General features: G+C 43.2%; 15 protein-coding genes. 2 read left to right on the top strand and 13 right to left on the bottom strand.

Going from position 1 to position 16,336, the window contains the following annotated elements; genetic code table 11:
• The first annotated feature begins 31 nt into the window (after positions 1–31).
• Positions 32–967 carry a LysR substrate-binding domain-containing protein gene (locus tag OCV50_RS19935; protein WP_239840083.1) on the top strand — a complete coding sequence of 312 codons (936 nt, stop codon included), beginning with the start codon at positions 32–34 and terminating at the stop codon, positions 965–967.
• A gap of 215 nt (positions 968–1,182) precedes the next feature.
• Here OCV50_RS19935 and OCV50_RS19940 read toward each other — a convergent pair whose 3' ends face one another.
• From OCV50_RS19940 to OCV50_RS19960, 4 genes are all read right to left on the bottom strand, one after another.
• Entirely contained in the window at positions 1,183–1,497 is a 315-nt protein-coding gene (locus tag OCV50_RS19940; RefSeq protein WP_261904385.1) for a hypothetical protein, read from the bottom strand.
• 23 nt (positions 1,498–1,520) lie between these two features.
• On the bottom strand, positions 1,521–1,862 hold the full coding sequence (locus OCV50_RS19945; protein ID WP_261904386.1) for a hypothetical protein: 342 nt from the start codon (positions 1,860–1,862) through the stop codon (positions 1,521–1,523).
• A gap of 145 nt (positions 1,863–2,007) precedes the next feature.
• Positions 2,008–2,361 carry a hypothetical protein gene (locus OCV50_RS19950; RefSeq protein WP_261904387.1) on the bottom strand — a complete coding sequence of 118 codons (354 nt, stop codon included), beginning with the start codon at positions 2,359–2,361 and terminating at the stop codon, positions 2,008–2,010.
• Between the two features lie 140 nt (positions 2,362–2,501).
• On the bottom strand, positions 2,502–3,314 hold the full coding sequence (locus tag OCV50_RS19960; RefSeq protein ID WP_261904388.1) for a DUF2971 domain-containing protein: 813 nt from the start codon (positions 3,312–3,314) through the stop codon (positions 2,502–2,504).
• 399 nt (positions 3,315–3,713) lie between these two features.
• Here OCV50_RS19960 and OCV50_RS19965 point away from each other — a divergent pair, with 399 nt between their 5' ends.
• Entirely contained in the window at positions 3,714–5,087 is a 1,374-nt protein-coding gene (locus OCV50_RS19965; protein ID WP_261904389.1) for an MATE family efflux transporter, read from the top strand.
• 110 nt (positions 5,088–5,197) lie between these two features.
• Here the strand turns inward: OCV50_RS19965 and OCV50_RS19970 are convergent, their stop codons facing one another.
• The 9 genes from OCV50_RS19970 to OCV50_RS20010 form a co-directional block, all read right to left on the bottom strand.
• A complete protein-coding gene (locus OCV50_RS19970) occupies positions 5,198–5,824 on the bottom strand; it encodes a LysE family translocator (RefSeq protein ID WP_261904390.1) in 627 nt (208 codons plus the stop codon).
• Between the two features lie 116 nt (positions 5,825–5,940).
• Positions 5,941–6,702 (bottom strand): hypothetical protein, encoded by a 762-nt coding sequence (locus OCV50_RS19975; RefSeq protein WP_261904391.1) that lies wholly within the window; start codon positions 6,700–6,702, stop codon positions 5,941–5,943.
• A 162-nt stretch (positions 6,703–6,864) separates the two neighbouring features.
• A complete protein-coding gene (locus tag OCV50_RS19980) occupies positions 6,865–7,770 on the bottom strand; it encodes a helix-turn-helix domain-containing protein (RefSeq protein ID WP_261904392.1) in 906 nt (301 codons plus the stop codon).
• A gap of 38 nt (positions 7,771–7,808) precedes the next feature.
• Complete coding sequence (locus OCV50_RS19985; protein ID WP_261904393.1) at positions 7,809–8,969, bottom strand: alpha/beta hydrolase; 1,161 nt, start codon at positions 8,967–8,969, stop codon at positions 7,809–7,811.
• Positions 8,970–9,352: 383 nt separating this feature from the next.
• Positions 9,353–10,339: a succinylglutamate desuccinylase/aspartoacylase family protein gene (locus tag OCV50_RS19990; RefSeq protein WP_261905242.1), complete on the bottom strand. Its 987-nt coding sequence runs from the start codon at positions 10,337–10,339 to the stop codon at positions 9,353–9,355.
• A 122-nt stretch (positions 10,340–10,461) separates the two neighbouring features.
• On the bottom strand, positions 10,462–11,991 hold the full coding sequence (yfcC, locus tag OCV50_RS19995) for a putative basic amino acid antiporter YfcC (RefSeq protein ID WP_261904394.1): 1,530 nt from the start codon (positions 11,989–11,991) through the stop codon (positions 10,462–10,464).
• Positions 11,992–12,301: 310 nt separating this feature from the next.
• Positions 12,302–13,033, bottom strand: coding sequence for an SDR family oxidoreductase (locus OCV50_RS20000; protein ID WP_261904395.1), 732 nt, complete (start codon positions 13,031–13,033; stop codon positions 12,302–12,304).
• 375 nt (positions 13,034–13,408) lie between these two features.
• Entirely contained in the window at positions 13,409–14,851 is a 1,443-nt protein-coding gene (locus OCV50_RS20005; RefSeq protein ID WP_261905243.1) for a lytic polysaccharide monooxygenase, read from the bottom strand.
• Positions 14,852–15,386: 535 nt separating this feature from the next.
• Positions 15,387–16,289, bottom strand: a complete 903-nt coding sequence (locus tag OCV50_RS20010) for a LysR family transcriptional regulator (protein WP_261904396.1) — start codon at positions 16,287–16,289, stop codon at positions 15,387–15,389.
• Positions 16,290–16,336: the final 47 nt, after the last annotated feature.

The following is a 16,336-nucleotide window of genomic DNA, read 5'->3' on the forward strand; positions in this document are numbered from 1 at the left end:
CACACCCAAATAGGCAAGCAAAGAGGTCACTGTGAGTGAAATAAATTGGCAACGTGTAGATATGAACTTGCTGCTGACTTTTGATGCGCTTTTTCGCCACAGAAGCGTATCGAAAGCCGCTGAGTCACTGCATCTCGGGCAACCTGCCACCAGCTATAACCTCAAAAGACTGCGTGAATTGTTAGGCGACCCGCTATTTGAAAGGGATGGCAATAGCATGCGCCCTACCGTTCGAGCACACGAGATTGAACCCAAGGTACGCCAGATCATGACCATATTCAGTCAAGAGATCATGCAAGCTAACCAATTTGATCCGCTAGGGTTTGACGGTGTATTCGCAGTGGGATTAAGTGACTATGCGGAGCAGATTTTTGCACCAAAGCTATTCGACCAACTGCAAACCTTAGCGCCGAAAGCCAAGGTATTGTTTAAGCCTGTTGATGGCAACAACTGTGTTGATGCGCTTGAATCACGCGAGGTTGACTTATGCATTGGTGTCTTTTCGGACTTACCCAATAAAGTCGCGACGACCTTTCTCTATCGAGAGCGCCACCTCTGCACCTTTGATAACCAAGTGCTGCAAAGTGAATTACCTATCTCGTTAGATACCTATCTCAATACGCCGCAGATGATCGTCACAGCCAACCAAACTTTGGCGACACGAGTCGATAAAACCCTCGCTCAAATGAATATCCAGCGTAATGTTGTAATGGGCACAACGCGATTCTTAACGATTCGAAGAATGCTCACGGGAAGAAATGTACTAGCCGTGATGGCTGAAATGGTCGGAAAATCTGATCTAATTGAAGATTCATTGACGCTCTGCGAGCCCCCTATCGACATCCCTGATTTTGATATTGAAATGGTGACACTACGCGGCGACAGCCATCACCCAAGAATCGTATGGCTAACAGAATTGGTCAAACAAGTAGTCACCTATAAAGTGAACTACCTGCGTTCTAACTAATTGCGTTATTGAGATTGTTTGAGTGGATGTGCTTCGGAGTTGAATAGGCGCTGCAAGATGATCCGCGCCTTTTGCTTTCTAATCAGGTTATTGAGCCTGTTAAGCACTTCTCGGCGAAAGCATGATGATTGCCATCCCCAGAATTGCAACAGATGCCCCAACAATATCCCACATACTCGGGCGCGTTGTATCTTGAACGTTTGTTATACAAATGGTTAATGGGGTTTAGGAACCTCTTTAAAGACTAAGTTCAATGGTTTAACTAAAGAGTAAATCCAAAGGCCAAATGCTACAAAACACCACATGAACAATGTGAAGCACAAACTAAACACTGGCCATATTGCCAAAGCTAGAAGAAGCCCTGATGTTCCTGTTACTGGTGTTTCATTCCAATTTACAGTCTCAGCACCAAATAAAGATGCAACACCACAAACCAAAAAGAAGGTAAAGAAGCCTAGGCTCAAACCAATAAAGAGTATTTTGAATAGAGACCTTTTCGAGATTTTCTTAGCAGTAATTTCCATTTTCATCCTTGTATTTGTATAACACCTTGTTATGCCTGTACTTCACCATTAAGTGATTCAAGATATTCTTCTAGTTCTTTGGATCTAGATTTTGATATAAACAACCCTACTGGCTGCAGCAATACAATAGCCAATATGATAGAACTTAAAATGACATTTCCGTAAACGAAACCGACTATTGCATTAATCGACAACCCTATCATTACGACAATATAGCGCCAATATTCAATGTTTAACTCGTAGGTGTTTCGTGCAATGTTGTGAGATATCAATACTGGGTATGACAACAGCGAAAGATTAACAAAAATGTTCTTATTCCGCATTTTTGCTTTAAACCCACGTTTTAGTAACTCTTCTAACAACTTATTCATTCGATATCCTTTTTGAATGATATAGTGCATAACACCTTGTTAAGTAACTGACAAAATTACACAAAACTTAAACAAGCCAACTTAAACACAAACCAAACTTTGAAGTAAATTTACCGAGCGTTGGCAATCCGCCTTAAGCAGCGCGCTAGTTTTCCGGTTCAGCAAACTTCAAGATATCCTTGTAATTATTTACAACAATATCGATGGAATTATCGTCGTGATAAACTCGATAAAGCTTCCCATTTTCACCATCATTCACATTGATAAAGTATGGATCACCAGAGCCACACAAACAGCAAGCGACAGCTATATACCCAGACTTAACGACGTTAATGCCCGGATAATAATTGCTAGTTTCATCGTCAATTTCCGAGCGAGCAAAGACCTTAAAATCAGCACCTAACCCAGACAAATCAAAATCATCTGGGATCTCAAATGACTTATTGCTCAAATTGTTATTGGATATAAAATCTAACCAATAATCAGGAATATTTATCACTGTAAACTCCAAAAGAAGCGACCAATTAAGGTGAAGCACGCGACCACGACACTCAATTGCCCCCCGTAAACACTGAACTCAACCCAAACCAAAAATGCCAAGCATGCTGAATCACTCTTAATTTGTTTGTTAGTTGCGTTCTAAATTTTGTAGTCAGAAACTTCTAAGTTCCAAGTCCCTTCCTTGCGGCGTACTAATTGAACATTTACGCCACTTGATTGCCAAGCTTTGCGGATATTAAGGTAATCATCTTCGTTCATACCCAAACGGGTAACATTGCTGTAGGTAGAGCAACCTAAATATGCTTCAACTATTGATTCTTTGGGAATTGATAAACAATACAGTGGACGCCCTAGTATTGTTACTTGATTCCATGTTCCTGCTTCATTCTCAAACTCACATGCTGAGTAACGAGATTTCTGAGAGCCATTAATATTTTTTACAACTCTAACCTCCTCTTCGTACCCCCATGTTAGATCTTTCATGAGAAATGCGTTTTTAAACAGATCGTAATTATGATGTTTGAAACATTTATATTCTGTTCCTATAGACATTAGTGACTCAGAGTTTGATGTCGGGAGCATATTCTGTGGCATGGTTGATGTGTAAATTATCTCACCATATTGGGCAGGAATTACACATGAATTTTCATCCAGCAAGTTAGCCTTTTTCATATCAATGCCAATAACGACACCTCTGTGGTCATCACCATAATGTGACCACATTAGAGGGTTTAGCGGATTGCGCGTAAGGGACAACACCCCATAATTTTTACTTAGGCGATTATGATGCGGATTTTTCTGTAGCTTACTACTCAATGTATCTGATTCTTCAAAACAGATAGCTGTACCTTCAAATGGATCATTAAGGTCTTCCAAACAAGAAAAGCCTATTGAGCTATTCTTCATTACCTTCGAAGCAGACTGAAATGACATATATTTATAAAGAATCATGCTTAACCTATTTCCTCGAAGCAACTAACAGTTCTTAGACAGAAAAATTCTGTACTTAAATACTGAATATTTCTGTCTAGTTCACTATGCTATCAATTGTACAAGCATTATTTAATTTATAACAATGACCTATGTAGAGTTGTGAGTAATTGAGCAAACAAATGTAGAAGTTTTCCTTTTGGCTTTAGGCACATAGAATCAATAGCTTACGCTAGATACTTAGAATCAAAGTCCGCTCTGGATAAGCTTTTCGGTTGCGTAAATAAGCGCCTATAGAACCAATGCTTGACCGTGTACGGTAAGGTGTTTATATTGTCGCCGCCTAACGGGCACACCCTAAAATGCACACCCGCCATCCTGCCATCACTGGTGCATTTATATTGGTGTTTCTTAAACTCCATGTTGAAAAAACTTCGTCCTTTTACTCGCGAATCGGGTGCATTAATGCAACTCTCGGTTCCTATCATTTTGACTCAAATCGCAACCCAAGCTATGGGCTTTGTCGATACAACAATGGCTGGCCAAGTGAGCCCTGCCGATCTCGCAGCTATCGCACTTGGTACTAGCTTGTGGATCCCAGTGCTACTTTTATTACGTGGCATCATCATGGCGCTTACGCCTGTGGTGGCTTTCCATCGCGGTGCAAGAGACTTCAAAAGCGTTTCTGTTGAGTTCTTCCAAATGGTGTGGCTCGCGCTTATTGCCAGTGTGTTGCTTATTGCTTACCTCGTCAGTGCACAGCCGATATTGGAGTGGATTGGTGTAGCATCAGAGATCATCCCAATTGGCAGTGACTATGCGTTTGCACTGGCTTTCGGTGTACCGGGTATCGCGCTTTTCTATACCTTGAACGGCTTCTGTGAAGGCATGAACAATACCAAGGTGCCGATGATCATCTCTGTTATCGGTCTTCTGGTGAATATTCCCGTCAACTACGTACTGATTTACGGTAAGTTCGGCTTCCCTGAAATGGGCGCTGTGGGCTGTGGTTGGGCGACTAGCTTAGTCTACTGGATGATGTCGGGCATGCTGTATTCGTACATTAAAGGCCATCATCATTACAAAACCATTGTTAACTTTGCTGACGCCGCACCAAAAGCTAAGGAGATGTTTCACCTACTCAAGCTTGGCTTGCCTATCGGAATGAACATTGCGGTGTGTGGCAGTATCTTTGCTGTGATCGCATTGATGATTGGACGTATCGGTGCCGAGAACGTGGCTGCGGCACAAATCGCGCTTAATATCTCAAGCCTCACTTACGTGATCCCGATGAGTATTTCATTTGGCATTACTATTCGTGTTGGGCACGCACTTGGCGAGAAAGATGAGCTTGGTGCGATTGAGCGCAGTAAAGTCGGTATCTTAGTTGCAGCGTTTATTTCTCTGCTTTCTGTGGCGATGTTCTTGCTGTTCCCTGAGTGGATCATTCGCCTATACACCACTGACCCAGCAATTAGCGCGACGGCTGCAACTCTGCTTGTGTTTACCGCGATGTACCAGTTCAGTGACGCACTACAAACATCAGCGAATGGAGCTTTGCGTGGTTACAAAGACACCAAGATCCCGATGTTCTTGGCGATTGCCTCATATTGGGGTTTAGCTCTGCCTATGGGTATGGTTTTAGGCTTAACCGACTATGTTGTGCCCGCTATGGGTGAAACGGGCTTCTGGGTCGGAATCTTAACCGGTTTAACCGTTGCCGCGGCATTGATGTTGTTTAGACTGCGCTACGTAATTAAGAGCCGAGATATCCAACCAGTCAGCGCTGTCTAGTTTCCAAGTCATTTGCAATCAGGCTATCCAATAGCAATAGACATCATTAGCTAAAAGAAAAGGCGAACCCAATTGAATGAGTTCGCCTTTTTTGATCCAAAGATTTATCGCTAGCGATTGATTGCGAGATATGAGCCCGCTGCGATCATAATCCCACCTGCGCTTTGGTTTAACCTTTTGTGTGCACGAGGCGTTTTCAGTAACGTCACCATACGGCCAGCCCCCATCGCGATTAACATCAAGCCCGCCATCAAAGCCACTGCGGCTAACACGGATACTAAAACGATATCTTGTGAACGCAGAACCGTAAGATCGATGAAAGTCGGCAAAAATGAAATATAAAACAGAATAACTTTCGGATTCGATGCTGAGATCAGGAAACCTTGAGCGAAACTCGCCAACTCAGATTTTTGACTCTGCTTGGCCACTTGCTCTACTGAACCTTGCATTTCAGGTAGGCTTTTAAATATTTTATAGCCAAGGTATATCAAATAAGCCGCGCCAACATAGCGAATAACTTCAAACGCAAACGACCAATTTTCTGCCACCGTTGCAAGACCAAAACAGGCCAGAGACAGATAGATGAGGTCACTACATGTCATCCCCAACGAGAGTGTGATGCACTGTTTCCACCCATGAACCATGCCACGAGCCAAGATAGCAAATACACCCGGCCCAGGCGTAATTCCGAATATAAACATGGCAATGAAAAATGTGACTGCGCCTTCGAATGACATTACTTTTCCTCCCTCACTCATTCGCACCAAGAGTTCGAACCTAACACGGAGTTTGTTACCGAGTAAAGATGACAGTTGATGCGAATGCTTGATCCTTCAAGCAAGCCTTATATCGCTTACTTCTCACACAGGTCTAAGATTCTGGCTCGCATAGCTTGATTGATACTAAAATGCGTATTCAAAAACGACAACTGTGCCAAGGTCGATTCTGGAGTTCGCTCATATCCTTGAGTGAATGATGGCAGTAAGCGAGCAAATTCAGGGAAGCGCACCTCTAATCTTCGATCCGACATGAACTGATCAGCCAACTCAGGTGTCGGTGTTTCAATTCGTTCAGCCAATTCAATTAAACGATCAAGCGCGAATGATTGTACAAATCGCATACCCGATAGTTTTTCTCCTCGCTGATAGCGGCACATTCCAACATATAGATTGGTCAGAGCTTCACCGATGATCCATTCCAAATCATTGTTTTGGTTAGCTCGCTGCGGTTTAGGGATACAGCATTGAGAATCGAAGTCAGGTTGTTGCCAAACAATTCGCCCTTCAGAAAAAGGGATTCCGGTGAGTTCTTGCGGCTCAAAGACAGCAAACTCACAAAACACACCATCTTGGTACAACACTTTGTATCCATCGACAGTGTTTCTAACCGCATAATCAATCGGGTTGATGTTTGATAACCAGTTTAGGTTTTCTAAAAATTCCTGCTTATGCCCTTCCTGTATTATGGCAAAGAAATCAAGATCAGAATATTCATCCAATCTTTCTAATTCTATGCCGACAGAACCAAGCCCTAGCAGCGCATGAGCCTTGCCCGTTCTATCCAATGACGCCCCTATCTCATTTAGGCGCTCTAGTAATAAAGCTGATCTATCCATAATTCGTCTCTCGCTTGTTAAGTCACATCAACCTAACGAAAATCCAGTTATGGAATAAGCCAATTTTATAAATTCTGTGTGTAAGGTAACCGTTTGTATGGGAAAACTTGACCAGTCTATTGTACGGATTGACCGTAAAAGACACGCAAAGGTAACGTCACACTAACCTGTATTACGAAACTCTCTTGGACTGATACCAGTTTTGGCTTTGAAAAGTTTGGAGAAGTGTTGAGGGTATTCGAATCCAAGCTCATACCCGATTTGAGTAATACTGTGTTCCGTCTCTGCCATAAGAACTTTTGCCCGCTCAATTACGAATAGATGAATGTGCTCTAGGGTATTTTTGCCGGTCTCTTTCTTGAGTAAGTCACTGAGGTAGTATGGTGACAATCCGAGCTCTTTTCCACAGTATTGAACCGTGGGAATACCGAGTTCAAATGGTTTATCGCCTTGATAATAATCCACCAGCAGTTTGCTCAAACGATGGATATAATCGTGGTTAAGGTCGGCTCGCACAATGAATTGGCGATCGTAGAAACGGTTACAGTATTTAAGTAGCAATTCGATGTTGGAACAGATCAGTGATTGAGTATGCTTATCGATATTAGCCACGGTTTCGTTGCCAATATTGTGGGCGATATCTGTCACCATCACGCGCTCTCGCTCGGACACATGCAAAGCTTCGTTACTTTCATATTCAAAGAAAGTGTAATCCAGCATTTTTCCGTAGAGATCCGATTTGGCAATTAGCTGCGGATGAAATGCCAAAGTCCAACCAATTGAATCTTCATTGTGCTCACTCGGAGCGATACTGACTTCTTGCCCCGGGCCAAAAAATGTCATGGTTCCGATATTGAAGTCATAGGTTGTTTGACCGTACCCGATACTACAATGCGAACCGTCTTTAAGTGAGATAAAGTACAAATCGAATCCGAGAGTAAGATGCTCGTTAAACTCTTGCTTAATCTTACTCTGATCAATCAGTGTTACTAGAGGATGAGTTGGTTTCTCTAGCCCTAAAAACTCATGCAATTCAGAGATGGTATTTATCTGCACTTTCTTAGTCATAATTACTCTCCAGCCGCTCTACTTATTCATAGTAAGCGTTACTGTACAACTGCTCTCATTGTGGACTCTAACTCTGCGTAATATGGATTCCATGTTAAACGTGCATGGATACGTCCTTTTTCAGTATAACCCCATGCAGAGAACCATGTTGACTCTCCGTTTTTACATGCTTCAGTATTGGCACTTCGTAGGCTGTTCTCGCAAATGATTTTCTCGCCGTGCTGACCATAGTAGCTATTCTCTGGTGCGAAGAGTGGGCTCATATGCGAAGCTGTACTGATTTTGAGATCATCACGATGCATTGAGTAAACCTTTGTTTTGCTTGTCTCATCAAATTGACGATTTTCGCCATACCAAACTAGCTGACTGTTTGGGTGGGTAAAGTGGTTCTCAAAATAGTCTTGCAGCGCATCGGCATCAATGACACTGTCAGCCTCTGCCGCAACTAACAAGGTTGGAATATCCAATTCTCTATCTTCAATTTTATCACGCAACACCTTGGCACTCTCTGAATAGGCCAACGCACTGTTAATCGGCGCTGAACTGTATTTGGCGAAATTGGTCTCTTCAGCTGTCCAGCCATCAGTGAACATTGCGACCAAGGGAGTGAGTCGCTCCAAAAATGGCGTTACGGTTTGAAACCCTGGCGAAAACAGCATTAGTCCATCGATTCCGTCGTTATCTAACGCATGGATAGACACCAGATTTCCTCCTGTTGAAAAACCACCCAGCCATACTTGGTCATGTTCCTGCTTGAGTAGGTTGGCATAGTGATCCACAAGTGTTTGCCAGTCTTGGTAATTGACTTGGCTCATGTGTTGCGGGTCGCTTCCGTGACCGGGTAACAATACCACCTGCACGTAAAAGCCTTGCTGCGCTAACGAGCTTGAAATATCGCTAAAACTGAATGGTGAGTCCCCTAACCCGTGCGCCAACAAGATAGCTTTATCGGAATTTGGATCGCCTTTGCTGTAAGGTGCATTCATTGCCAATTCTTTTTGATGATCGTCAGTGATAAAGGCACGATTTTCTTCTAACCATTGTGTTGTTGTCTCAACATACTCATCAAACGAAGGTTGGATATAATTGTAGTATTGGGCAGAAGTATGAAGAGGCTCAGGCTGCTCCGCGACACTCGAGCACCCCATCAGCGCCAGTGCAGATAAAGAAATAACAAGTAACGACGTAACGATCTTCATAGGGCCTCAACATCTTTCATTTTTAGTCAGCTATTACCAACTGCGGTTTAACTAGGTAGATGTCTATTTTAAAGAATTGCTCACTTTGTGACTTATACAATTCTCAAAAGTTAGTGGTTTTTTAGAATCTAAACCATTAGATAAAAATCATATAAGCCATTGATATACTTGAACTTTACGTATTTACTCGGATATCCTGAAAATGTATAAGTTCAGATGTCGGTACGTTCGAATGATTAAGTCTTGTTACCAGAAAACGTGAACAGCAGACGTCAAAAGAAAGATTGGGATCGATGGGGATTGAGATTAAAAAGCTCACGCTCTAAACAAAAGCGTGAGCCGATTTAGGGCAAACTAAAGTTCCCCTATAATTAAACGCGTGATTACTTAATCAGACGCACGACCAATGAGCCAGGCGCGCGCAACGTTTCTAGGTTGTGGCTTAGAACTATGCCAGATTCAGGTGCAGTATAACGGAGTAGCTCGTTACCTAACGCGTCATATTGGATCGCCAACAGATCGCCCTGCTCGACCTTCTGCATCAATGACACCTGTGGCTCAACAAAACCGCCTTGTTGCGCTTTTACGCTGATAATTTTGCTGCCTTCCAAAGGTGTATTTAAAGAGTCAACTTCGCCTTGGATCACGCCTTCAGTGACTAAGATATTCATTACACCTTGAGCGGCACGTTCAACGAGTTCACGTTCAAAGTAGCGACCTGAGCCCACTTCCACTGTAATACTTGGTACGCCACGTGTGTTCCACGCTGTCTCTAAAACCCCTTTCTCGCCCGGATCGTTTAAGATCACGTCAGGATTCATTAAGGTTGCCATCTGCTTCGCTTTTTCAATTCGATAGTCAGCAAAGATATAGAGTGGATAGCACGTACCAGTCGTTTGCGTGTGAAGATCAATCGCGATGTCTGCGTTTGGTCGAAGCAGCTTGTTCCATAAGGTACCCAAGTAGCGCTCAACTTCATTTCCTTCTACATTCCCTGGAAAGAAACGATTGAGGTTTGATGGTGATGTATCTGGATCGACAGGAAAAAAGTTGCGGCTATGATTCAAGATACCACTCATGTTGATTGTCGGTACAATGGTCACGCAACCTGCAATGTCTTGTTCAACAAGACGTTGAGCCACTTTCATCGCTGTCATGATGCCGTTTTGCTCATCACCATGAACACCCGCGGTGATTACTACCTTTTTGCCTGTGCTCTTTCCTTTAAATACGCGGACAGGTAAGTACTGCCATTGACCCATAGCGTTGGTCGCCACGGCAAAGTTCAAGCTATGATCGCCAGCGGGTAATTCATCGACATTAAGTGAGTGAAGATATTCCAAAGTCTGCGCTTGATTATGTGTCGTCATTTCTGACATATCGAATTCCAATAATAGTGATAAAACAACAAAGGCGAGTCTCAGCTCGCCTTTGGTCGTAGTGTAATATAAGTCGTCTAGCAAATTCGGGATCGCGAATTACTTTTCAATGATTAAGCAAAGCCCATTAGGTGCGCGGCAATAACCACCACACTTGCTAATACAAACAGCAGGCCAATAAAGCGACCACAGAACTTAACCCATACGCCCCAATCAATGCGACATACACCTAGCGTTGCCATTAGTGAAGCCGACGTCGGTACAATGATGTTTGTGAAGCCGTCGCCCAACTGGAATGCCAGTACCGCAACTTGACGTGTTACACCCGCAATATCAGCCAATGGTGATAGCAGAGGCATAGTGAGAGCTGCTTGGCCCGAACCGGACGTGACAAAGAAGTTGAATACCGATTGGAATACAAACATTAACCACGCTGCCATGACGTCTGGTAAGCCACTAATGAATGAACCTGCGCTGTTTAGAACTGAGTTCAGCACGCTCGCTTCGCTACCAGAGCCACCACCAAGGATCAGCAGTACACCTTTCGCACAACCAACTAACAGCGCTGGTGCAAGCATCATTCCTGCACCCTCTTTAAACGCGTCAGCGGCATCATTAAGGGTCATACCGTTAAGGCGGAAAATTGCGCCAATGATTGCAACGATAAAGCCCATGGTGAAGAACTGAGAAGCGATCTCTGGAATGTACCATGCGTGAGCAACAACACCGTAGATAACCCAAGCCGTTGTACCAATCACCGTCAGCATGACCAATGAGTCTGCAAATGACCATTTTGCTACGACTTGATCGTCTGCTTCTTGTTTACGGAAATGCTTGTCTGTCGCGAACGTAAACGACGATTCAGGGTTTGCCTTAATACGAGCCGCGTAAAGCATCGTGAAGCCGATACCAATTACCGTGAAACATGCCCACATCACCATACGGAAAGTCATACCAGAAAGAACTGGGATGCCCGCGATACCTTGCGCGATAGCAACGGAGAAAGGGTTCATCCAAGACGTTGCAAAACCAATCTGTGTCGCAACATACGTTACCATTACGGTAGTAATACTGTCGTAGCCAAGGCGAACCATCAGCGGTGCAATGATAATGGCAAAGGCCACAGCCTCTTCACCCATACCAAATACCGCTCCACCCAACGAGAACAGGAGGAACAACACTGGGATAAACAGTGCTTCACTACCTTTGGTTTTGTTGATCAGATGAAGAATACCGTTATCGATAGTACCTGTGCGAATCACGACGCCAAATGAGCCGCCAATGATCAGCATGAACATGATAACGCCAATCGCACTGCCCCATTTCGAGCCTGACACTAAGCCCTCAAATGGGAAGTTCATCAGGCCGATGCCACCACCAGATGCGAAGAACCCTACGGTGTTGTAGACCAACTCGCCGTTCTCGTCAGTTGCGTAGCTAAAAGATGCAGGGTCAATAACGCTGCGTGTCTTTTCTGCGCCATCGACCATGAATGTAACGTCTTGGCTTTCAAAGGTACCCGCAGGGATGAAGTACGTTGCTGCTGCTGCGAAGATACCGATAAGGAAGATAAGAATGAGAGTATCAGGCAATTGCCATGATTTGGATTTCTCCAAAGAAGAAATAGAAGATGCTTGAGACATGATATAATTTTTATTCACAAAAGACGCATTAATTATCAATAAAAACAAAAGTTACTTCAACTAACTTTTTATTCCATATCGCTTTTATCTACGCAAACTTGATCCAAACACAAATAAATCATCTACCAGTGCGCAACAAATAAGCATTTACATCCATAACACAAATCAATTACCAGCTCGCAACACGCAACCAAATGCATCTGTAATAAATTGAGCAGTGATATACATATGCGCGCCTAGTTCCGTTAATAAGGGCTACGGATGAATAAGCACGCATAATTTAACCGAGTGAGTTACTGCTTATCCATGACTAACGACCACCTGCAATATCAATAAAGGTTCCCGTTACGTAAGATGCTTCATCGGACAGTAACCAAGCAATTGACTCAGCTACTTCTAAAGGTGTGCCCCCTCTTTTTAAAGGAAGGTTTGGTGCCAAGCGGTCAACACGATCAGGCTCTCCGCCATCAGCATGCATATCCGTATAAATACATCCAGGCCGAACACCGTTTACTCGAATGCCTTGCTCCGCCATTTCTAGCGAAAGACCTTTTGTTAAAGAGTCCATTGCGCCTTTAGAAGCGGCATAATCAATGTATTCAAACGGAGCACCAATACGAGAGGCAGCAGAAGAGACATTAACAATTGCTCCAGGTCCATCAAGTTGGTTAATAAAGGCCTTACAACACAGAAAGCAACTGCCTACGTTTGTTGTCATTACCTTATTAAAACGAGCATAGTCAATATCGACTAAACGAGACTGCGTGAATAGTATCCCGGCATTATTGACTAAGTGTGTAACTTGTCCGAACTGCTGTCTTACCGACTCAAACATCGCAATCACTTCATCTTCGATGGAAACATCAGCCTGATGTGCGATAGCCGTGCCGCCATTAGCGTTGATCTCAGCGACAATGGCATTCGCCGCCGCGTGATCTTTTCGATAGTTAACACAAACGCGATAACCTTTAGTCGCGAGTAAACTGGCTGTTGCTGCGCCAATGCCGCGCCCACCACCTGTAACTATAACTACTTTGTGCATTGTTTATCCTTATGCTGTTTTTATAGAGTCGAGACAGATCCACACTTTCGACTGATTAAATTCTACGAAATCCCACTCATCACCTTGTAATACACCAAGCCAAATAAGCCAGCGAACACTAAGACCGTAACCAAAATTTTTAACCACAGAAACTTCATAACCGCACCTAATCATGCATTAACTTTATTCGGAAGTTGATGATAAGAAAAAGAAATGTTGGGAACAAGGCGTGCTACACAAAGCTACTGGTTAGATCAAATTAAACACCTTCGACGCGCAAGATTTACAGTATCCGAAATCAACGGCACCATGATCAAAAAAGCAGAGTTGCAATGACACAACTCTGCTTTTTACACTTTTCGTCAATCAACCAGATTAGTTAGCTGGACGCCAAACACCCCATTGGTCTTTTTCGTAGGTAGCTTGTGGATTGTCACCACCTTGAACCCACCATTGAGCTTTCCAGTTTTGGTCTGCGTAAGTTACGATCTCGCCACCAAGGTAAGTCTTCGTCGCACTCCAAGCATCACCTTCGTCTGGATCTGGAGTCGGTGTAGGTGGAGGCGTTACCTCGTCATCTGCAATTACTTCAAAACTGAAGGTCTCTACGCGCTCACTGTTAATCGCGCTTGCCGTGAAGGTTAACGTTTCGTTTTGAGTAACAGGCGCAGTATCAATTAGCACTGAAGCTGTACCGTTATTCTCAATCGTTACCGATGTACCAGATGTCTGAGTAAAGGTTGCAGGCTCTTCAGTTGCAATGACAACCTTATCACCCGCATCGACGACTTTATCGCTCTTAACGAGTTCGTAGATATCGCCAGCTAATGGCTCGACGTTGCCATCACCGTCTTTAATCAGCGTCAGCTTACCTGAGGCACGGCTATCTTTAGAGTTAAAGAAATTGCGTGATGGATCATTTTGGAAGTACATGTAATGTTCCATCTCAGCATGCCAGTCACCGATGAAGACAGCCCCATCTTTAAACTCTTCGTGCCAGCCATTGATTTCAGAGGCGAGCAGACGTTCCCAGTCATTGAGGTTTGAAGCATCAATCTTAATATCAAAGCTTCGAGCTACGTCACCATACTTATTGATGATGTCGTATTGCACGATATCGCCAACGACTGGAGTCGCGAAATCTGTTGGAATGTAGAGATCGCCACGAACAAGATCGGGTTGTGGGCCTGGCTCTGGTGGTGGTGTTTCTCCATTTACAATGGTGATATCAGAACAGTTGTAGAAGCCTTCACCAGCCGCATCATCACGCTGCCAACGAACAAATAAGATTGCATCACCAGAACGGTCAGATGGGATAGTGACATCCATACGATACTTGCCGCCATTTACTGGGACATTACCTTCCGTTTGAATCAGATCTAGATCGCTCCAAGCCAGTGCTTTACTTAAATCAGCGTTCGGCTTAGTTAGATAGAACTCCCAAAATGATGGGTTGTGAGGTGCCGTTGCGTTAAACACAAACTCAAATGTCCCTGCATTCAACTCTGTACGAGTCCAACCAGTATGAGGTGCACCCATACCTTGCTTTTGAGGGTCATTTGCGTAACAAAGTGTGCCATCAGGAATGGCAGCGCGAACCGCATTCATATTGTTGAAATCAGTGATATTTTTTGCGTACTCATTGCGTTGAACAAAAGGGTAAGTACCTGAAATATCTTTTGCGTTGGCACAGGCTGCGTTTGGCGGATTACCAGACCAAATACCACCCTGTTCATAACAGATGTTCTGACGTGCGCTTGGAAACTCTGACCAACCGTGAGCGTGTGCTGTGGTAGACATGCCTGAGAACAGGGCCATGCTTACTGCTAGCTTTAGTATATTTTTATTTGCAGTCACTTTTAACTCTCTACATTTATTATTTTACGTTTTACTAACGTGATAATTCAAAGCACCACTGCTTGAATCACGTTGCACTATTTTCGTTACGAAAACTAAGAAAATAATAGTTATTCAAGAGATCAATTAAAGACAAAGTTTTTTTGAAAGGAATTAAAGTCACAATTTTACATATTAAACACATTTCAATTGGACTTTATAAAAATAGCAAAAACAAAATAAAAACAACCACTTACACCAAAACAATCGTTACCAAAATTTGTTTTAACAAGTAACAAAAGTTATAAAAATCAACTGTATACATTTAACTCAACAATAAAATCAATGTGATATTCTCCGCATTTATTATTTGGTTGAAATTACATCAACAAATAAAACCATAATAAGAACAAATAGAACTCACACCAAATATAACCATTAACAATTCTTTTAAGTTTGTAATTAATTATTGATATGGGAATATTTCATTGAAGAAATATAGCAATTGAACGCAATCTTAACGCCTCTTTCCATTATTAGACGCATTCAGGATATAGTCGATAAACACTTTCTTGCGCTTTGGCATGAGTTGCCTTTCTGCATAAACCAAACTCAGTGTTACTCCCGGCATCGTGTAATCGGGCAATAACTGAACCAACTTATTAGATTCAAAATGCTCGCGACAAATGAACTCCGGTAAGACTGCAATCCCTAATCCATCAAGACAAGCGCTCAAACATGCCGTTACTGTGTTGACTCTAAGTTGATATGGCAGCTCGATTGGAACCGGTTCTCCGCTTGGTGGCGTAACCGTAAGCTTAGGAACTCGGGCTGCTTTGTTAGATACATGAACCATCTTATGTGGTGGAACTAGATCCAAATGGGAATCGATGCCGCCAAACCTATCTAAATACTTAGGGCTAGCAACGATTACCCGATTTGATGTAGCCAAATATCGCGAGACTAAGCTTGAATCCACAAGTTCTCCAATCTGCGCGTACACATCGATCCCCTCCCCGACAATATCGACTTCACGGTTAGTTAGCTCCAAATTCATTGTGACATTTGGGTGTTCGAGGAGAAATTGATGTATGTATGGAGCCAAAACTTGCTGACCGAGCTCAACAGGAAACACAACGCGCAATGGACCTCGTATTAAATCTTGATTCGCTGTCACTTCTAGCTCTGCTTGGCTCATGATTTCTAGCATTTGCTGACTCGATGTATAGAAGTGTTCACCCTCAGAGGTTAAAACTAAACTGCGTGTCGAACGTGTGATCAACCTCACACCTAGATGCTGTTCTAACTCAGCCAACTTACGACTTACTGTCGATTTTGTCATGTTCAACGCTTCAGCCGCGTGAGTGAAACTACCACATTCAACGACTTGTACGAAAACGGTCACCGCATTGAGATCCATCGCTACCCTCGACATTTAATTAGTAAGATTTATGCAACAGTGATTCT

This window comes from Vibrio fortis (genome assembly GCF_024347475.1).
GTDB classification, from domain to species: Bacteria; Pseudomonadota; Gammaproteobacteria; order Enterobacterales; family Vibrionaceae; genus Vibrio; species Vibrio fortis.